Origin of the sequence: Mycobacterium nebraskense, assembly GCF_002102255.1 — a bacterium.
GTDB lineage: Bacteria > Actinomycetota > Actinomycetes > Mycobacteriales > Mycobacteriaceae > Mycobacterium > Mycobacterium nebraskense.
Map to the genome: position 1 here is coordinate 22,925 of NZ_LQPH01000066.1, position 18,691 is coordinate 41,615.

The following is an 18,691-nucleotide window of genomic DNA, read 5'->3' on the forward strand; positions in this document are numbered from 1 at the left end:
TATGCAGTTTTCGGGGTGGCGGAAGGCGGCATCGATGACGTCAAAAGCCGCCGACACCGCCTCGGGATCAACACTAACACCGCCAAACTAGCCACGCCCACCCACAGAAAAGCCCCGACAATCGCCATAGATGCACACTCGCGCAAGGAATTCGGAGATTCTTGGTATGCCCGGGCAGTCAGAGCGATGATTATGAGGATTTAGGCCCCCATGGGAGCTACATACGTCAACGAAGGAGCCCAGCATGAAACCAGCAATCGCGGGGCTCGCAACGGTGCTGGTGCTCTCGGGCAGCCTGTGGACGGCGGACTTGATGCTCGGCCCAGGCACCGCCCATGCGGTCTGCTCCACAAACAACGGCGCTAACCAGCCGCCGGAATGCGCCCCGCCCGAGGGACCTCCGGGCTGCTACACCTCACACATCTGCAGCCAGATGTGGTGCCCGAACGTGGGCGAAATGCGGCGGATGCCGGACTGGGACACGAACGTCTGCCACACCTATTACTTCGCGCCTGACTCCGGACTCCCCGCGCTGATGGTGCAGGGACAGCCGCCCGGGCTGCGGCTGCCGCCGAACACCGGCGTCTGTCCGCCCTTTGCCTGGATGTGTCCGTGAACTACAGTGTCTCGTCCAGCTCACCGAGCCGGTCGGTCAACCGCAGATTCTCCGAGTAGTCGACCGGGCAGGAGATCACAGAGACACCGTCGTCGTCGAGCGCGGCCTGCAGCGTCGGCAATAGTTCGTCGGCACTGTTGATCCGATAACCCTTGGCGCCAAAGCTTTCCGCATACTTCACCACATCGGGGTTGCCGAACTTCACGTAGTAGTGTGCGCCGAGCTCGAGATCCATCTTCCACTCGATCAGCCCGTAACCGCCATCCTCCCAGATGAGCACGACCAGCGGTATCCGCTCGCGGACGGCGGTCTCGATTTCCTGCGAGTTCATCAGGAACGCGCCGTCTCCGACGACGGCCAGCACCTTGGACTCGGGGCGCGCCAGCTTCACCCCGAGCGCGCCCGGCAGCGCAAACCCCATGGTAGACAGGCCATTTGACACCAGGCAGGTGTTGCACTCGTACGTCGGGTAGAGCCGCGCCATCCACATCTTGGTGGCACCGGTGTCCACCAGGACCACGTCGCTGCGGCCCAGCGCCTCGCGAGTATCGGCCACCACCCGCGCCGGAGCCAGCGGATAGCGTGAATCCTGTTGCCCCCGAGCGAATTCCTCGGCCAGCAGGCCGTGGCCGGGAACCTCCGGATCGGCCTCGTAGGCGTGGCCGTCCAGCGAGTCCGTCAACGCATCCAACGAGGCGCTGATGTCACCGATGATCCCGACGTCCACCGAATAGTGCGCGTCGACCTCGGCCGGGAAACGATGGATGTGGATGATCTTCTTGTCGGCCTGCGGGTTGATCCGGACGGGGTCGAACTCCTGCAGCTCGTAGCCCACGGCGATGACCACGTCGGCGTTGTCGAAGCCGAAGTTGACGTAGTCGTGCCGCATGAACCCGATGGTTCCGATGCTGTTGGGGTGGTCGTCGGGCATCACGCCCTTGCCGTGAAAGGTGTTGGCCACCGGGATGCCGAATTCGTCGGAGAACCGGACAAGCGCGGCGGTGGCGTTGCCGCGCGCGGCGCCGTGCCCGGCCAGCACCACCGGACGCTTGGCCTTGCGCAGAATGTCGACCGCGCGCTCCACCTGACCGGGTGCGGGTGCGTCGGGGCGAACGACGTTGCGCGGCAACGGCGTCAGGTCGTAGTCGGTCTCGTCGGCATCGATGTGCTCGGGTACGGCCACATAGACCGCGGCCGGGCGTTCGGTCTCGGCGACCTTGAACGCCTTGCGAAACATCTCGGGTATGGCGCGCGCCGTGGGGACCCCGGCGGCCCACCGAGTGATGGGCGCGAACATCGACACCAGGTCGACGTACTGGTGTGACTCCTTGAACTCCCGGTCCTGACCCACCTGCGCGGAGATGGCGACCAACGGAGTGCTGTTGGTGGTGGCGTCGGCCACGCCGAGTTGCATGTTGATCGCGCCCGGACCCAGGGTGCTCGACACCACCGCCGCCCGTCCGGTCACCCGCCCGTACATCTCGGCCATGAAGGCCGCGCCCTGCTCGTGCCGGGTGAGCACATAGCGGATGCTCGACGACGCCAACGCCTGCACGAAGCGGATGTTCTCCTCCCCCGGCAGGCCGAAGACGACGGAAACACCTTCGTTTTCCAGGCACTTGACCATCAGTTCGGCGGCTTTGCTCATCCGGCACCTCCCTTGAGGGAACGATAGTGGCAGGCTAGTTGTTGGACGTTTCACCAGGACCCCGAGCGACGCGAATCAAGGAGAGCCAGCGTGCCCATCGCCACGATCAACCCGGCTACCGGCGAGACAGTGAAGACCTTCACCCCGGCCACCGACGAGGAAGTCGACGCGGCCATCGCCCGCGCGTACGCCCGGTTCCAGGACTACCGCCATAACACCACCTTTGCCCAGCGGGCGCAGTGGGCAAACGCGACCGCCGATCTGTTGGAGAAGGAAGCCGACGACGTGGCCGCGATGATGACCATGGAGATGGGGAAAACGCTGGTATCGGCGAGGGCCGAGACCCTCAAGTGCGCCAAGGGTTTTCGCTACTACGCCGAGAACGCCGAGCAGCTGCTGGCCGACGAGCCGGCCGACGCGGCCAAGGTCGGCGCGTCGAAGGCATACATCCGCTACCAGCCGCTCGGCGTGGTGCTGGCGGTGATGCCGTGGAACTTCCCGCTCTGGCAGGCGGTCCGCTTCGCCGCGCCGGCGCTGATGGCCGGCAACGTCGGCATCCTCAAGCACGCGTCCAACGTGCCGCAGTCGGCGCTGTACCTGGCCGACGTCATCGCGCGCGGCGGCTTCCCGGAGGGCTGCTTCCAGACGCTGCTCGTCTCGTCCAGCGCAGTGGAGCGCATCCTGCGTGACCCCCGCGTTGCGGCGGCCACCCTCACCGGCAGCGAGCCGGCCGGCCAGTCGGTCGCCGCCATCGCCGGCGACGAGATCAAACCCACCGTGCTCGAACTCGGCGGCAGCGACCCGTTCATCGTGATGCCGTCCGCTGATCTCGACGAGGCCGTCAAGACCGCGGTCACCGCGCGGGTGCAGAACAACGGCCAGTCCTGCATCGCCGCCAAGCGGTTCATCGTCCACGCCGATATCTACGACGCGTTCGTCGACAAGTTCGTCGAGCGGATGCAGGCGCTCAAGGTCGGCGACCCGACCGATCCCGACACCGACGTGGGCCCGCTGGCCACCGAGTCCGGCCGCGACGAGATCGCCAAGCAGGTCGACGACGCCGTTGCGGCGGGCGCAAAGGTTCGCACCGGCGGCAAGCCGATCGACCGGCCGGGCTGGTTCTACCCGCCGACGGTGGTCACCGACATCACCAAGGACATGGAGCTCTACACCGAAGAGGTGTTCGGCCCGGTGGCGTCGATGTACCGCGCCGAGAGCATCGACGAGGCGATCGAGATCGCCAACGCCACCACCTTCGGGCTGGGGTCCAACGCCTGGACCAATGACGAGGCCGAGCAGCAGCGCTTCATCGACGACATCGAGGCCGGCCAGGTCTTCGTCAACGGGATGACGGTGTCCTACCCGGAGCTGGGATTCGGCGGCGTCAAGCGGTCCGGCTACGGCCGCGAACTCGCGGGCCACGGGATCCGCGAGTTCTGCAACGCCAAGACCGTCTGGGTCGGGTAGGCCTAGGCCGACGCCGCCGCCAGCGCCTTCTCGTCCTCGTCGGCGAAGGTGTCCTCGAGTTGCAGCGGCGAGTAGTCGAGGTCGATCTCGCCGACCGGCCGCCCGCGGGCACTGGAGATCGTGCCGAACCGCCGCATCGCCTTGTCGGCGGCGTAGGCCATGAACTCGTCCGTCGAAATGCCGAAGGGCATCGGGTCGTACAGGGCGAAGCCCTCTTCGATGAGGCGCAACCCGAGCGGCATGAGCTCGTTCATGCGTGTTTCGAAGACGCCCCAATTGGCGTCGTCGGCCGCGACGTGGCGCCGGCAGGTGAAGGTTCCCCACGCCATGTGGCGTCGCTCGTCGTCGCCGATGCGCCGGACCAACTCCTGCATGCCGGGCAGGATGCCGCGCTCCACGCAGATCTTGTGCCAGGCGAAATAGCCGGTGAGCGCCAGCATGCCTTCGACCATGTGGTTGTAGGTGACCGACGCCCGCACCTGGGCGGCCGGTGACGGGTCGACCGATAAGGCGTTGAGGCAGTCCGGCAATTCCTCGTAGAAGATCGTCCGGTACGTGGGGATGTCGTCGAGGTATTCGTGCAAGTCGTCGGTGACACCGACGGCGTCGAGCCACATGCGGAACACCTGGACGTGCTTGGCTTCCTCGAACGCGAACTGCGTCAGGTACATCTCGTCGCCCAGCCGGCCCTCGATCCGCATCGCGGACATGAACGGCTGGATGTCCTCGGTCACCGCTTCCTCGCCGGCGATGAACTCCGCGCACAGCCGGGTGGCGTAGTGGCGTTCGTCGTCCGACAGCCGCTCCCAGTCGGCGCGGTCGCGGGAGAAGTCGATGTCGGCCGGGTCCCAGAATTTCGCGTTGCCGCCGGCGAACAGCCGCAACGGCAGACTGTCCCAGTTGAGCCCCCCTCGAACCATCGAGTTCGTATGTGTGCGTGTCATCTGACCTCCTCGGATTGCTGTGGGGCTGAGTGGACGGGCGGGCGCGGTGACGCCGAGAAGGCGGCCGCCAGCACCGCGACGAGCCGGCGCACGGCGAGCGCCGGCTGCTCCGGGGTGGGTTCGTCGAGCCCGAGAATCGGATCCAAGCCGCGCATGTAGGGCGCCAGCGCCAGGTGCGGAAAGACCAAGAGCAGCAACGACAACAGCGCATCGGTGTCCGAATCCGCGCGCAGGTCGCCGCGCACCTTCGCGTCGCGGACGAGCGGCCGCATCACTTCCAGGTAGTGGCGGTGAATGACGTTCTGCACGCTGACGCGGGCTTCGGTGTCGACTTCAAGGGTCGCCGCGGCGTGCAGCGCGCGTTCGTGCGGGTGGTCGGCGAAGTAGGCCACCCACGCGTCGAGCCAGTCGGTCAGAAAATCGAAGAATGGCCGGCTGGGGTCGAGCTCGCGGATGCGGTCTTCCATGTAGGCGCGGACCCGCTGGCTGGCGATGTCGGCGATGAACGCGTAGAGGTCGCGCTTGTCCGCGAAGTATTGGAACAGGCTGCCTTTGGCGACGCCGGCCCGCCGCGCGATGACGTTGAGGCTGCCGCGGGAGAACCCGTGCGCCCCGAACTCATGTTCCGCGGCTTCGATGATGGCGGCGCGACGAGCGGGGTCGACCCGCGCCCAAGTCACCGTTGGCATACGGCCTCCTAGCGTTGATGACCACTGGTCATATTACGGTGAGCTGCGTCACAGTCAAGGGGTCTGGCGGAGCGGGCCCCGTTGGGCCGAATAGCAGGTGAAAATGGGGGCCGCTGGCTAATATTTGCAGGTGCTCGACCAGTGGCCCATTGTCGGCAGACGCGAGGAGATCGACGAGTTCAGCCGCCTGTTCGCCACTTTTGACGGGCCGCGAGGTGTGGCATTGGCGGGCAAAGCCGGGGTTGGCAAGTCGCGGTTGGCGCGCGAAGCAGCGCAGGGGGCCGCGGATGCCGGGTGGACCGTCCGCAGCACCGCCGCCACCGTGACCAGCCGCCCGATTCCCCTGGGCGCCTTCGCAACATGGACCGACGATGTTCAGAGCGCGCCCTACGCGTTGGCGCGCCGCGTCGTCGATGCACTGACGCCGGTACGCAACCGGACCGCCTCGTGGTCTTGTCGACGACCTGTCGAATCGTGAGATCGCCGACGCGGTGTCGCTGTCCGTGCGGACCGTCGAGAGCCACATTTATCGCGCGTGCAGCAAGGCCGGTGTGGCCGGACGCACCGGCCTGGCCGGCGTCATCGGCGGCGCGTCGTCGTTGCGGTGACTGCGCTAGTCCGTCGGTGATGGGGCCGCAAATGCAGTAGTCCCTCCCGGGTTAAACCGTCGTGGTTAGGTTGACGATGGTCGGTGAGTGCGTTGGCCATTGGTTCTAACGAGAGCAAGATGCCATGGATTTCGGGTTGCTGCCCCCGGAGGTCAACTCGGGGTTGATGTATGCCGGCCCGGGATCGGGACCGCTGCTGGCCGCTGCGGCGGCCTGGAACGCGGTGACCGCCGAGCTGGAATCCACGGCAGCGGGCTACTCTTCACAACTCGCCGACCTGACCGGCTTGGCGTGGTTCGGCCCGTCGTCGATGGCGATGTCGGGCGCGGCCGCCCCCTACGTGGCGTGGCTGCAGGCCGCGGCCGCACAAGCCGGAGTCACCGCCACGCAGGCGTATGCGGCGGCCGCGGCCTATGCGGCGGCATTCGCGATGACGGTGCCTCCGCCGGTGATCGCGGCCAACCGCGCCCAGCTGATGGCGCTGATCGCCACCAACTTCTTCGGCCAAAACGGCCCCGCGATCGCGGCCACCGAAGCCCAGTACTTCGAGATGTGGGCCCAAGACGCCGCCACCATGTACGCCTACGCTGCCGACTCGGCGACCGCGAGCACCATGACGTCATTCAATGAACCGCCGCAGACCACCAACCCGGCGGGCCAGGACGCCCAAGCGCAGTCGATGGCCCAGACGGCCGCCAACACCACCAGCGCCCGCACCCAATCCCTGGCGCAGATGACGCAGACCCTGGCCACTCAGCAGGCCAACCTCGTCGACCCGCCCCTGCCTTCAGGCAGCACCGCCAACATCGCACCCGGCGGCGCCACCATCAGTCCGGGCGTGACCTTCACCGCCACCCCCGGCAACCCCGTCGTCTTCACTCAGCTACCCGGGTTTGCCGCCTCGTTCAATATTTCCACCCCCGGATCCGTTACGTCGCCGGGCGGGGTGACCATTCCTATTGGTACAGGTATCTTCTCCTTTGGTCCCGGAACGTGGACCATCGAGGCCGGCACCGTTACCCAAGTCAATGGCGTCAACGCCGCGGTCACCATCCCCAGCGGCGCCGTCACCGCCGGCAGCGCAGGCGCCGAGGTCACCATCAACGTCGGCACCGGCCTCGTCACCGCCATCAACAGCGGCACCGTCATCACCGGTCCGGTCACCGCGACCCCTTACGTCTTCCCCGTCGCCCCCGTTGTCGCCACATCCTCCGGCGCGATAGGCGCGGTACCCGCGGCAGGCATCGTCACCAGCGCACCGGGCCTGGCCGGAACCGCTGGAATCCAACCCCAGCTCAACGTCGACGCTCTGTTGGACGCGCTCTCAGCCGCCGCCGAATAGCAGAGCCAAACCTCCTGCCGCGCTTGCCGGAATTCGGCTGGACCTATGGCCGCATCTGGTACGCGCCGTTGAGGGGAAGGATGTGTTCCTTCCAGATCTGGGCGTAGCGCGTGGGGTCGTGGACCGGGCGGCGGATCATCCGCGTCGCGAAGCGGGCCTGCTCGTCCGTCGTCGCGGACTTGTCGCTCAGCTCCACGGCGTAGCCGTTGAAGTCCCGGACCAGCACGGCGAAGATCTCGTCGATCAAGGTCTCATCCACGTCCGACAGCAGCGCTTCCTCGAGGATGAGCTGCGCATAGGGCACCGTCGCGAACAGCTGGCCCACGGCGAACGCGAAGTCGACGTCCTTCTGCTGCGCGGCGTCGGGGGTCGCGCTGGCCAGCATGTCGGCGAGCACATCGATCTGCTTGCGCAGCAACGCGACGTTGGGCAGGTGCCCGAAGCCGTCGAACGGCGCGCGCCAGTCGTGGAAGCGCACCTTACCCAGGCCCCCGGTCGGTCCCTGCGCGAACAGGAAGGTGTCGTCGGACGCGTCATCGCGACGACCGATGATCGGCAGTTCGCCATTGGGGGCGAACAGGAAGTTGGGCATGAACTTGGCAAGCAGCCCGATGTTGATGTGCACGGTGCCCTCGAGCCTTGGCAGCAAACCGATTTCGCGAGTGACGGCCTCAAAGAAGGTGTCCTTCTCCACCCCCTTGGCGGCGATGACGTCCCACAGGGCGATGACCACCCGCTCCCCCTCGCTGGTGATCTTCGCCTTGGTGAGCGGGCTGTACAGCAGGTAGCGCCGGTCGTCCGCCGATGCGCTGCGCATGTAGTCGCAGGCGCGCGTGGCGACCAGCCTCATCGCGACCAGGCGCAGGTAGGCGTCGGTGAGCAGCCGCCGCACGTGGCTGAAGTCGGTGACGACGGTCCCGTACAGGACGCGGTTGGAGGCGTGAGTGACTGCCTCGTACATGGCGTGAGTGCACATCCCGATCGCGCCCCAGCCCAGGTTGTACTTGCAGACGTTGACGGTGTTGAGGGCGGCGTGGAAGGCCTCGGGACCGCGGTGCAGGATGTCGGCTTCGGTGACCGGGTACTCGCGCAGCGCGTAGTTGGCGACGAAGTTCTGCGAGTTAACCACGTTCTTGATCAGGTCATACCGGTCGTGCTGGGAGTCGGCGGCGAAGAACACGTACTCGTCAGAGCCGGCGATCTTCCCGAAGGTGGAGACCATCCGCGCCACGTTGGCGTTGCCGATGTAGTACTTCTCGCCGCTCGCGGTCCAGCCGTTCTCCGACGGCGTCAGGATCATGTCGGTCTGGTAGACGTCGGCGCCGTGAGTCTGCTCCGACAGCCCGAAGGCGAACACCTCGCCGGCCTCCAGCTGCGCGGCGGCCTTGCGCTTCGCGTCCTCGTTGGCGCTCATCCAGATCGGGCCCAGCCCCAGCGCGGTGACCTGGAACGGGTACCAGTAGCTCAGCCCGTAGAAGCCCACGATCTCGGCGAACTCGCTGATCCGGTAGGTGTCCCAGCGGCAATCGGCCGCGCCGTACGCAGACGGCGTCAGCAGGGAGGCGAAGATGCGCTCGCGGCCGATGTGGTCCAAAAACTCGGAGTACCACACCCGTTCGTGGTCGTCGGACTTCAACCGCGCCTTCCCCCGCGATTCGAAGAAGTCCACCGTCGCGGCCATGATCTCCGCCGAGCGCCGGTCTGGGTACTGGCGTTGCAGGTGGTTGGGATTGAGCAACATGACGGGACTCCCACGGCTTCCGGTTAGGACGACGGTGACGGTACGCCACCGCCGCGGCCGACGGGGCGCACCGGAATAAATCGGCACTGTTGTCCGACCACCGAGTCGCCCTAGCATCAGTCACGTGTCAGAACTCAATACCGCCCGCGGCCCCATCGATACCGCCGACCTCGGCGTGACGCTCATGCACGAGCACGTGTTCATCATGACCACCGAGATCGCACTGAACTACCCCGAGGCCTGGGGCGACGAAGAAAAGCGTGTGGCCGACGCCATCGCCCGGCTCAACGAGCTGAAGGCCCGCGGCGTGGACACCATCGTCGACCTCACCGTGATCGGCCTGGGCCGCTATATCCCGCGGATTGCCCGCGTCGCGGCGGCGACCGAGCTGAATATCGTTGTGGCGACCGGGCTTTACACCTACAACGACGTGCCGTTCCGGTTCCACTACGAGGGCCCGGGCGGGATGCTGGACGGCCCGGAGATCATGACCGAGATGTTCGTCCGCGACATCGAGCAGGGCATCGCCGACACCGGCGTCAAGGCCGGAATCCTCAAGTGCGCCACCGACGAGCCGGGCATCACCCCCGGCGTCGAGCGGGTTCTGCGCGCGGTGGCTCAGGCGCACAAGCGCACCGGGGTGCCGATCTCCACACACACCCACGCCGGCCTGCGACGCGGCCTCGAGCAGCAACGCATCTTCGAAGAAGAAGGCGTCGACCTGACCCGGGTGGTCATCGGACATTCCGGCGACAGCACCGACGTCGGCTACCTCGAAGAGCTCGTCGCCGCGGGGTCGTATCTCGGGATGGACCGGTTCGGCCTCGACGTCATCTCGCCGTTCGAGGAGCGGGTCGGCATCGTGGCGACCATGTGCGAGCGCGGGCACGCCGACAAGATGGTGCTCTCCCACGACGCCAACTGTTACTTCGACGCGCTGCCCGAAGAGCTCGTGCCGCAGATGGCACCGAACTGGCACTACCTGCACATCCACAACGATGTCATCCCCGCCCTCAAGGAGCGCGGCGTCACCGACGAGCAACTGCACACCATGCTGGTCGACAACCCCCGCCGCATCTTCGAGCGGCAGGGCGCATATGAGTGAGCCGATCCCGCCGATCGGCACCCAGATCGCGGCGCTGGCCGAACTCGCTCCCGACGAGCCCGCCGTCACCTGCGACGGGCTCACCCTCACCCGCGCCGAGCTCGACGCCTCGACGAACCGGTTGGCCCGCGCTTACGCCGACCGCGGCGTCGGCGTCGGCGACTACGTGACCATGGTGCTGCCCAATTCCGTCGAGTGGATCCAGGCCGCGGTGGCGTGCTGGAAGCTGGGCGCCGTGCCCCAGCCGCTGTCTGCGCGGTTGCCGGATGCGGAGTTGCAGGGCCTGCTGGACCTGCGCCCACCCGCCTTGCTGGTCGGCCGCGAGCATCCCGGAATACCAAGTGTGCCAGCCGGTTTCACGCCCGGCCCGGATTGCTCCGACACGGCGTTGCCGGAAGCGGTGTCGCCGGTGTGGAAGGCGATGGGATCCGGCGGCAGCACCGGCCGGCCCAAGCTCATCGAATCCGGCGGCGACAGCCGCATCCCGGCCGCCATCGGCTATCCCCTCGGCGCGCAGGAGGGCGACACCACCCTTATTCCGATCCCGCTGTCCCACAACACCGGTTTCACCACCGCGACGCTCGCTCTGCTGATGCGCCATCACCTGGTCGTGATGAGCCGGTTCGACCCCGAGCGGTTCCTGCGGCTGATCACCGACCATCGCGTCACCTTCCTGACGACGGTGCCGACGATCATGCAGCGGGCGCTGCCCGTCTACCACGCCGACCCCGGGTCCTACGACCTGTCATCTATCCGCCGGTTCTGGCATATGGGGGCGCCGTGCCCGCCCGCCATCAAGCAGGCGTGGATCGAGCTACTGGACCCGGAAAAAGTCTGGGAACTCTACGGCGGCACCGAATTACAGGCGCTCACCTTCATCTCCGGCGACCAGTGGCTGACCCACCGCGGCTCGGTGGGCGTGGTGGTCGCCGGGGAGATGAAGGTGCTCGACGACGACGGCAATCCCTGCCCGCCCGGCGTGGTCGGCGAAATCTACATGCGGCCCGGCGCGGACAGCGCGCCCACTTACCGTTACGTCGGCGCGACGGCGAAGAGCCGCGACGGCTGGGATTCGCTCGGCGATCTGGGCCATTTCGACGCCGACGGGTTCCTCTATCTGTCCGATCGTCGCGTCGACATGTTCACCGTCGGCGGCCGCAACGTGTACCCCGCCGAGATCGAGAACGCGCTGTCGGCGCACCCCGACGTGTTGTCCTGCCTCGTCGTCGGCGTCCCCGACCCGAACTCCGGCGACCTGGGCCAGGTGCCCTACGCGCTGGTGCACACCGCCGACGGCGCCACGCTGGACGCCGCCGGGGTGCAGGAGTTCCTGCGCGGACACCTCGCGGCGTACAAGGTGCCGCCCACCCCCAACTTCATAGAATTCGTCGACGCTCCCCTGCGTGACGACGCCGGCAAGGCCCGGCGGTCGGCGGTGCGCGCCGAGATCATCGCGCGCCTGCAGGCAGCCGAGCCGGCTTGACGCGCTCGCACCAAGAATCTTCCAAGGCCGCCACCGCATCATCGGGCTATGCAGATCGAACCGCTAAGCACCGAGCTGATCGACCGTTATCTGCGATCGCGTGAGTTGCGTTTCTTCCGCAGCGACGACGGCGAGGAGTTCATGATGCTGCCCAGCTACGAGCGCGGCAAGCTGCACGTGAACCTGCGGATCAACGGTTTGCGGCGCGACGTCTTCGAGATCTCGATCAGCCCGGCCGGCTACTACCCCGCGACCGAGCGGCCGCGGCTGATGGAACTGGTGAACGACTGGAATCGCGAAACCCATTGGCCCAAGGCGTTTGTGCGCGAGACCGCCCGACCCAGCCAGGTCAGCGTGGTCGGTGAGAACGCTTACCTGCTGACCGACGGCATTCACGTCGAGGCGCTGGGCAACCTCGTCCGATCCACCGTGGAGTACGGGGCCGATCTGTTCAAAAAGATCGAGCGGGCCATCTGCCTGCCGTCCGCGGACACATTGGAAGAATGGATGGACCGCACCGGCTAGGGCGCGATCGCGTCCGCCTCGGCGTCGACGGCTCCCTCTGTTTCGAAGGGGGTTCCGGCCGGCTTCTCGCGTTTCTCCCAGCGCCGCAACGCTTCCCGGCAGGGCGATTCGACCAGCCCGTAGCTGACCGCGGCGATCGCCCACCCGAAGATCAGCGTCAGCACCAACACCGCGGGCATCCGCCCGGTGAACGCGAACGTCCCGAGCACCGGGAACACCATGGCCAGCGCGGCGAGGTGCCAGATGAACATGCCGTAGGACCACCGGCCCAGGGTCACCATGACGGTGCTGCCCAGCAATCGGTGCGCAGTGTCGATGCGATCCAGCACCAGTGGGGCGACGAGTGCGAACGCGACCAGCGAGCCCGCCGCCGTCTTCACCGCGAACTGGGTGGCCGTGCCGGGAATCAGGCCCTCCGGGCCCGCCAGCGGGGAGGCCGCCAGCAGGTAGGCCAGCACGGCGACGACGGCCATCACGACACGGTGCCGCGCCCACCGGTGCGGCAGGCCGATCGGGCTGTGGACCCATTCCGCCAGCAGCATGCCCGCGGCGAACCAGGAGAAGAAGGCCGGCGGCCAGTTGAGCGGATTGGTTCCCGATCCGGAATGGATGGGCACCCAGCCCCAGGCCCAGCTCAGCGCCGCCAGCGCGGCGATCGCCGGGACCCGCGCGCCGACCGGCAGGCGCCGGGCCAACAACGCCAGAATCGGCAACGCCAGGTAGAAGCTGACCTCGACGGACAGGCTCCACATCTGGGTCAGACCGCCGGTCAGGGTGAGCGGCACATAGATCTGGGTGAGGGTCAGGTTGGCCAGCCACACGGTCGGGCTGGCGTGGTCGGCGTCGGGCAGCAGCGACAGGATCACGACGACTGCCACCACATAGGCGGGCATGATGCGCACCACCCGGGACCGCAAATAGTGGCCGGTGCGGGGTCCCCTGAAACCCTCGGGCCCCAGGCCGCGTGCCGCCGCGGCGTGCCCGCGCCACAACAGGAAACCCGACAATGCAAAGAACACCGCGACGGCGAGATCGAACCGGCCGAAGAGCCGGCCGGTGACACCGCTGGAGTGCCCGGTCTGGAAAGCGACGTGCGTGACCACCACGCCCATGGCCGCGCAGGCGCGCATCCCCTCCACGGCGGGCAGGAAGCTGCGAATCCCGCCCGGCCGCTGGCCATCCGTCACCCCCACAGTGTGCATCCGATGGGTTGGGAGGACGAATGGGTACACCTGAAGAACCCGCTTCCAATAGCAACAGGTTCGTAAGCCGACGCCTTACGTTCTGCTGTTAGTGTCGAACGGGTTTGCCTCGGTGCTTGCTCAGGTCGGGGCGGGTCGCGGCCGACGGCGCAATAGAGCACTAGGAGGGCACAGCAACGTGAACCGAGCAGTCATGTTGCGGTTCGCCGCATGCGGGATCATCGGACTCGGAGCCGCCCTGCTGATCGCCGCGCTGCTGTTGTCGACGTACACCACCAGCAGGATCACCAAGGTCCCGCTCAACATCGACACGACGCTGATCAGCGACGGCACCGGAACCGCGGTCGACTCCGCGTCCTTGTCCACTGATCACGTCGTCGTCAACCAGAACGTGCCGCTGGTGTCCCAACAACAGGTCAGCGTCGAGTCGCCCGCCAACGCCGACGTGGTCACGCTGCAGGTCGGAACCTCGGTGCGGCGCACCGACAAGCAGAAGGACAGCGGCCTGCTGCTGGCGATCGTCGACACCGTCACCCTCAACCGCAAGACGGCGATGGCCGTATCCGACGACACCCACACCGGCGGCTCGGTCCAGAAGCCGCGCGCCTTCAGCGACGAGAACCCGCCCACCGCGATGCCGCTGCGGCACGACGGCCTGGCCTACCGGTTCCCCTTCCACACCGAGAAGAAGACGTACCCCTACTTCGACCCGATCGCGCAGAAGCCGTTCGACGTCAACTACGACAGCCAAGAAGACGTCAACGGTCTGACCACGTACAAGTTCACCCAGAACATCGGCTACAACGCCGACGGCAAGCTGGTGGCTCCCGTGGCGTACCCGTCGCTGTACGCCGACCAGACGACGGACTCCAAGTTCACCGCCTCGGCGGCAATGTGGGGTGTGCAGGGCGGCGATCCGAACGAGCAGATCACCATGACCCGCTACTACGCGGCGCAGCGGACCTTCTGGGTGGACCCGGTGTCGGGCACCATCGTCAAGCAGACCGAGCACGCCAACCACTACTTCGCACGCGATCCGCTCAAGCCGGAGCTGACGCTGGCCGACTACAAGGTCACCTCCAACCAAGACACCGTCGAATCGCAGGTCAACGCCGCCCGCGACGAGCGTGACCGGCTGTCGCTGTGGTCGCGGGTGCTGCCGATCACGTTCACTGCGGTCGGTTTGATCGCGCTGGTCGGTGGGGGTCTGCTCGCCTCGTTCAGCCTGCGGACCGAGAGCGCGTTGACCGATCCCGGCCTGGACCGGGGTGACCAGGACTTCTTCGGCCGCAGCGGGCTCGAGGAGCCGGTGCCCGGCGCCGAGGCCGAGACCGAGAAGCTGCCGACGCAGCGGCCCACGTCCCGCGATGATCCCGGTGCGGACGCGCCCACGCAGGGCTCCGATGAGCCGCCCGGTCCGCCGCCCGAGCCCAGCACTCCACCCGAACGGGAATAGCCCGCCGCGTGCGCTGGACCCGCCCCGGGTACGCGTTGGCCTTGGCGCTACTGGTGGTCGGGCCGCTGCTCAAGCCCGGTTACCTGCTGCTGCGCGACGCCGTGTCCACGCCGCGTTCGTATGTGTCCGACACCGCGCTGGGGTTGACGTCGGCGCCGCGGGCTACGCCGCAAGACTTCGCGGTGGCGTTGGCCTCGCACGTGATTGACGGCGGCGTCGTGGTGAAGGCGCTGCTCGTCCTGGGGCTGTGGCTCGCGGGATGGGGCGCGGCCCGACTGGTCGCGACGGCGCTGCCCGACGCGGGCGCGGCCGGCCAGTTCGTCGCCACCACCCTGGCGATCTGGAATCCCTACGTCGCCGAGCGGTTGCTCCAGGGTCACTGGAGCCTGCTGGTCGGCTACGGCTGCCTGCCCTGGGTTGCGACGGCGATGCTGAGGCTGCGGACGGCCTCCGGCTCGTTCTTCGGGCTGGGCTTCTGGATCGCCCTGGCCGGGCTGACGCCGACCGGTCTGCTGCTCGCCGCGACCGTCGCGCTCGTTTGCGTGGCCGCAACCGGGCTGGGCCAATCACGCTGGCGGTGTGCCGCGGTGGCGTCGGGTGCCGCCCTGGTGACCGCGCTGCCCTGGCTGATCGCGTCGGCCCTGGGTGCGTCGTTCACCTCCCACACCGCGGCGAACACGCTGGGGGTCGCCGCGTTCGCGCCGCGCGCCGAACCGGGTCTGGGCACGCTGGGCAGCCTGGCCAGCCTTGGCGGGATCTGGAACGGCGAGGCCGTGCCGATTTCGCGGACCATCCTGTTCGCGGCGGCGTCGGCAGCGGCGCTGCTGGGCGCGGTGGCGGCCGGGTTGCCGACCGTGGTGCGCCGCCCGGTGGCGCGACCGCTGCTGGCATTGGCAGTGGCGGCCGTGCTGCTGCCGGCCGCGCTGGCCACCGGCCCGGGTCTGCACCTGCTGGGCGCGTTGGTTGACGCCGCGCCCGGCTTCGGTGTGCTGCGGGACGGGCAGAAGTGGGTGGCGCTGGCCGTGCCGGGATACACGTTGGCGGGCGCGAGCGCGGTGGTGACGCTGCGTAGGTGGGTGTGGCCGGCGGTTACGGCGACGGTCTGCTGCCTCGCGCTGCTCTTCGCGCTGCCCGATCTGGCCTGGGGGGTGTGGGGGCAGGTGTCGCCGGTGCAGTATCCGCGCGGGTGGGCGGCGGTGGCCGGCGCGATCAACGGTCAACCCGGGGCGGTGGCGGTGTTGCCGGCCGGCACCATGCGGCTCTACTCCTGGTCGGGTCGTGCGCCGGTGTTGGATCCGTTGCCCCGCTGGGTGCGCGCCGACGTGCTGAGCACGGGCGATCTGGTCATCTCGGGGACGGTCATCCCGGGCGAGGGCGGCCACGCGCGCGCGGTGCAGCAGTTGCTGCTGGCCGGGCCCGATCCGTCCGCCTTGGCCCCGGCCGGGGTGGGCTGGCTGGTCGTGGAGGCGGACACCGCCGGCGACATGGGGGCGTCCGCCCGCACCCTCGGTGCGCTGACGCCGGTCTACCGCGACGACGACATTGCGCTCTACCGCATCGGCGGCCACACCGCCGGGGTGTCCGCCGCGGCCCGCACGGCGACGTTGATCGCGCATCTGGCGTGGCTGGCGGCGCTGATGGTGGGCGGCGCCGGCGCGTTGGTCAGCGCGTGGCGCTCGCGCTCAGCCGCGGCACCAGAACCGCCGCGACACTTAAACCGGGGCGACGAAACGCCGACAGACTCCGCCAAGGATTAAGTCTCGCGGTCCCGGCGTGGCGCTCGCGCTCAGCCGCGGCCGCTGAGTAGGCCGCTGACCGGGTGGCCGGTTTGCACCGCCTCCAGGACCGTGCGCATCGCGTCGGCGCTTTGCCGCCAAGAGAATTCACCGCTTCGGGTCTGCGCCTTGGCGCCGAGTTGATCGCGCAGCACGGGGTCGGAAAGCAGCTCTTCGAGACGATCCACCAGCTCGGGGTGGGTGTCCACCAAGATCCCGGTCACCTCGTCGACGATCGAGTCCGATAGCCCACCCGAGGACCGATAGCCGATGGTCGGCACCCGGTGCTGGGCCGCCTCGACGACCGCGAGGCCCCAGCCCTCCTTGCGCGAGGGCAGCAGCTGCACCCAGGAGCTTTGCAGCACATGGTGTTTGGTCACATCGTCGACGTGGCCGTGGAACGTCACCGCGTCGGAGATGCCGAGCCGCTGGACGTGGTCGACGAGCCGTTGTCGCCACCAGCCGTCGCCGACGATGTCGAGGTGCAGACCCGGCATGCGCGGCCGCAGCTGCGCGAGGGCCTCCAGCGCGTCTTCGATCTGCTTGTGCGGCACCAGCCGTGACAGCACCACCACCCGTGGCGCGGCGGCGCGCGGGCCGGACAGCGATCGCGCCGGGGCCTCGTCGAGGCCGTTGCGCACCACCGCGATTTGCGCGTTGTCGACCCCGAGTGTCACCAGGTCGCGGGCCGACGGCAGCGACACCGTCACGTACTGGTTGCGCCGGTTCAGCCACGGCGACAACGTCGATTCGACGAACCAGCCGAGCCGGCCGAGCACCGGCCCGGCCACCGGCCATTGCTCGCGGTGGCAGTGGTGCACCAGCACCACCACCCGCCTGCCGTACACCAGCCGGGCGAGAAACGGCAGGCCGTTCTGCGTGTCGACGACCACGTCGGGCCGCACCCGCCGCAGCGGTCCGAGCCCCAGGCGTGCCGCCGCCATCGCGAGTAAGGCCCAGACGTAGACGGAGTAGCGGCCGCCGGCGCGGTCGATGCGCACACCGTCGACCACTTCGCGGCGGGGCGCGCCGGGATAGCGGGCGGTGCGCAGCGTGACTTCGATGCCGGATGCGGCCAGCTGCGCGCCGATGCGCTGCAAGTAGGCTTCGCTGCCGCCGCCCTGTGGATGGCCGATATCGCGCCAGCACAGTAGGAGTACGGAGCGCAGACCAGACATCACTGGTCAGCCTAGCCCGGCGACGATGCACACCGGCGCTGCGTAGGGTTGGCCGGTGGCCGTGAACCCGGATCCCACCCGAGTTTTCGCGCGGCGGGCGACCTTGGCCCGCGCGGTGCGGCTCCTGTCCGAGTTCCGCTTCGAGCAGTCGGACCCGGCCCGGTTCTACGGCGCGGTGGCGGCGGATACCGCGGCGATGGTGGGTGATCTGTGGCTGGCGACGCACGGCGAGCCGCCGGTCGGCCGCACCCTGCTCGACGTCGGCGGCGGCCCCGGCTACTACTCGGCCGCGTTCGCCGACGCCGGGATCCGCTACCTGGGCGTCGAACCCGACCCGAGCGAAATGCACGCGGCCGGCCCCACGCCCGCGGGCGGCGCCGGAAACTTCGTGCGCGCCTCGGGCATGGCCCTGCCGTTCGCCGACGACTCGGTGGACATCTGCCTGTCGTCCAACGTCGCCGAACACGTGCCGCGACCGTGGCAACTCGGCGGCGAGATGCTCCGGGTGACCAAGCCCGGCGGGCTGGCCGTGCTCTCCTACACCGTCTGGCTGGGCCCGTTCGGTGGGCACGAGATGGGGCTGACGCATTACCTTGGCGGCGCCCGCGCCGCCGAGCGCTACGCCCGCAAACACGGGCATCCGGCGAAAAACAACTACGGGTCGTCGTTGTTCGCGGTGTCCGCGGCCGACGGCCTGACGTGGGCCGCCAGTACCGGGGCGGCGGTGGCCGCATTTCCCCGCTACCACCCCCGATGGGCGTGGTGGATGACGTCGGTCCCGTTGCTGCGGGAGTTCGCAGTCAGCAATCTGGTGCTGGTGCTGCAGCCCCGAGAATGAAACATGTTCTCGTTTTGCGTCGGCTTGGGTAGGGTGGCGCCATGACCGCCCCCGATGCAGCGGGGGTACCTCCC

General features: G+C 68.2%; 16 protein-coding genes and 1 pseudogene. 11 read left to right on the plus strand and 6 right to left on the minus strand.

The genetic code is table 11. From position 1 onward, the window contains the following. The first annotated feature begins 244 nt into the window (after window positions 1-244). A complete protein-coding gene (locus AWC17_RS06485; RefSeq protein ID WP_046184125.1) occupies window positions 245-616 on the plus strand; it encodes a hypothetical protein in 372 nt (123 codons plus the stop codon). A gap of 1 nt (window position 617) precedes the next feature. Here AWC17_RS06485 and AWC17_RS06490 read toward each other — a convergent pair whose 3' ends face one another. After that, window positions 618-2,264, minus strand: a complete 1,647-nt coding sequence (locus AWC17_RS06490; RefSeq protein ID WP_046184124.1) for an acetolactate synthase large subunit — start codon at window positions 2,262-2,264, stop codon at window positions 618-620. 90 nt (window positions 2,265-2,354) lie between these two features. Between AWC17_RS06490 and AWC17_RS06495 the strand changes: the two genes are divergently transcribed. Further along, window positions 2,355-3,731 carry an NADP-dependent succinic semialdehyde dehydrogenase gene (locus tag AWC17_RS06495; protein ID WP_047323179.1) on the plus strand — a complete coding sequence of 459 codons (1,377 nt, stop codon included), beginning with the start codon at window positions 2,355-2,357 and terminating at the stop codon, window positions 3,729-3,731. Between the two features lie 2 nt (window positions 3,732-3,733). On the opposite strand, the gene AWC17_RS06500 is transcribed toward AWC17_RS06495, so the two are convergent. Together AWC17_RS06500 and AWC17_RS06505 are read right to left on the minus strand one after the other, a co-directional pair. Next, window positions 3,734-4,675 (minus strand): R2-like ligand-binding oxidase, encoded by a 942-nt coding sequence (locus tag AWC17_RS06500; RefSeq protein WP_046184122.1) that lies wholly within the window; start codon window positions 4,673-4,675, stop codon window positions 3,734-3,736. Beyond that, entirely contained in the window at window positions 4,672-5,364 is a 693-nt protein-coding gene (locus AWC17_RS06505) for a TetR/AcrR family transcriptional regulator (protein ID WP_046184121.1), read from the minus strand. The genes AWC17_RS06500 and AWC17_RS06505 overlap by 4 nt, the downstream gene beginning before the upstream one ends. A 130-nt stretch (window positions 5,365-5,494) precedes the next feature. Between AWC17_RS06505 and AWC17_RS06510 the strand changes: the two genes are divergently transcribed. The 3 genes from AWC17_RS06510 (at window position 5,495) to AWC17_RS33795 (ending at window position 7,314) form a co-directional block, all read left to right on the plus strand. Further along, entirely contained in the window at window positions 5,495-5,842 is a 348-nt protein-coding gene (locus tag AWC17_RS06510; RefSeq protein ID WP_046184120.1) for an ATP-binding protein, read from the plus strand. Window positions 5,843-5,867: 25 nt separating this feature from the next. Then, window positions 5,868-5,972 carry a hypothetical protein gene (locus AWC17_RS06515; RefSeq protein WP_231614209.1) on the plus strand — a complete coding sequence of 35 codons (105 nt, stop codon included), beginning with the start codon at window positions 5,868-5,870 and terminating at the stop codon, window positions 5,970-5,972. 124 nt (window positions 5,973-6,096) lie between these two features. After that, complete coding sequence (locus AWC17_RS33795; protein ID WP_197083418.1) at window positions 6,097-7,314, plus strand: PPE family protein; 1,218 nt, start codon at window positions 6,097-6,099, stop codon at window positions 7,312-7,314. Window positions 7,315-7,357: 43 nt separating this feature from the next. On the opposite strand, the gene AWC17_RS06525 is transcribed toward AWC17_RS33795, so the two are convergent. Beyond that, window positions 7,358-9,055, minus strand: coding sequence for an acyl-CoA dehydrogenase family protein (locus AWC17_RS06525; protein WP_046184119.1), 1,698 nt, complete (start codon window positions 9,053-9,055; stop codon window positions 7,358-7,360). A 124-nt stretch (window positions 9,056-9,179) separates the two neighbouring features. On the opposite strand from AWC17_RS06525, the gene AWC17_RS06530 reads away from it, so the two are divergent. The 3 genes from AWC17_RS06530 to AWC17_RS06540 are packed head-to-tail and all read left to right on the plus strand — an operon-like array spanning window position 9,180 to window position 12,168. Then, entirely contained in the window at window positions 9,180-10,160 is a 981-nt protein-coding gene (locus AWC17_RS06530) for a phosphotriesterase family protein (RefSeq protein ID WP_046184118.1), read from the plus strand. Continuing rightward, a complete protein-coding gene (locus AWC17_RS06535; RefSeq protein ID WP_046184117.1) occupies window positions 10,153-11,643 on the plus strand; it encodes an AMP-binding protein in 1,491 nt (496 codons plus the stop codon). Before AWC17_RS06530 ends, AWC17_RS06535 begins: the two co-directional genes overlap by 8 nt. A gap of 48 nt (window positions 11,644-11,691) precedes the next feature. Continuing rightward, window positions 11,692-12,168: a type III secretion system chaperone family protein gene (locus AWC17_RS06540; RefSeq protein ID WP_046184116.1), complete on the plus strand. Its 477-nt coding sequence runs from the start codon at window positions 11,692-11,694 to the stop codon at window positions 12,166-12,168. On the opposite strand, the pseudogene AWC17_RS06545 reads toward AWC17_RS06540, so the two are convergent. Further along, window positions 12,165-13,419, minus strand: a pseudogene (locus tag AWC17_RS06545) (acyltransferase family protein). The gene AWC17_RS06540 and the pseudogene AWC17_RS06545 sit on opposite strands and share 4 nt — an antisense overlap. Window positions 13,420-13,548: 129 nt before the next feature. Between AWC17_RS06545 and pgfA the strand changes: the two are divergent. Next, on the plus strand, window positions 13,549-14,826 hold the full coding sequence (gene pgfA / locus AWC17_RS06550) for a cell envelope lipid trafficking protein PgfA (protein ID WP_167385552.1): 1,278 nt from the start codon (window positions 13,549-13,551) through the stop codon (window positions 14,824-14,826). Window positions 14,827-14,834: 8 nt separating this feature from the next. Then, window positions 14,835-16,583, plus strand: coding sequence for an MmpA family trehalose lipid delivery protein (locus tag AWC17_RS06555; protein ID WP_047323180.1), 1,749 nt, complete (start codon window positions 14,835-14,837; stop codon window positions 16,581-16,583). A gap of 29 nt (window positions 16,584-16,612) precedes the next feature. On the opposite strand, the gene AWC17_RS06560 is transcribed toward AWC17_RS06555, so the two are convergent. After that, window positions 16,613-17,779 (minus strand): glycosyltransferase family 4 protein, encoded by a 1,167-nt coding sequence (locus AWC17_RS06560; protein ID WP_046187297.1) that lies wholly within the window; start codon window positions 17,777-17,779, stop codon window positions 16,613-16,615. A 61-nt stretch (window positions 17,780-17,840) separates the two neighbouring features. Between AWC17_RS06560 and AWC17_RS06565 the strand changes: the two genes are divergently transcribed. Beyond that, window positions 17,841-18,617 (plus strand): class I SAM-dependent methyltransferase, encoded by a 777-nt coding sequence (locus AWC17_RS06565; RefSeq protein ID WP_141224541.1) that lies wholly within the window; start codon window positions 17,841-17,843, stop codon window positions 18,615-18,617. Window positions 18,618-18,691 lie beyond the last annotated feature (74 nt).

Excerpts from the sequence above, each read along its gene's own strand:
- AWC17_RS06485 (WP_046184125.1), top strand. The coding sequence starts at position 245 with ATGAAACCAGCAATCGCGGGGCTCGCAACGGTGCTGGTGCTCTCGGGC.
- AWC17_RS06490 (WP_046184124.1), bottom strand. The coding sequence starts at position 2,264 with ATGAGCAAAGCCGCCGAACTGATGGTCAAGTGCCTGGAAAACGAAGGT.
- AWC17_RS06500 (WP_046184122.1), bottom strand. The coding sequence starts at position 4,675 with ATGACACGCACACATACGAACTCGATGGTTCGAGGGGGGCTCAACTGG.
- AWC17_RS06505 (WP_046184121.1), bottom strand. The coding sequence starts at position 5,364 with ATGCCAACGGTGACTTGGGCGCGGGTCGACCCCGCTCGTCGCGCCGCC.
- AWC17_RS33795 (WP_197083418.1), top strand. The coding sequence starts at position 6,097 with ATGGATTTCGGGTTGCTGCCCCCGGAGGTCAACTCGGGGTTGATGTAT.
- AWC17_RS06525 (WP_046184119.1), bottom strand. The coding sequence starts at position 9,055 with ATGTTGCTCAATCCCAACCACCTGCAACGCCAGTACCCAGACCGGCGC.
- AWC17_RS06535 (WP_046184117.1), top strand. The coding sequence starts at position 10,153 with ATGAGTGAGCCGATCCCGCCGATCGGCACCCAGATCGCGGCGCTGGCC.
- AWC17_RS06540 (WP_046184116.1), top strand. The coding sequence starts at position 11,692 with ATGCAGATCGAACCGCTAAGCACCGAGCTGATCGACCGTTATCTGCGA.
- AWC17_RS06560 (WP_046187297.1), bottom strand. The coding sequence starts at position 17,779 with ATGTCTGGTCTGCGCTCCGTACTCCTACTGTGCTGGCGCGATATCGGC.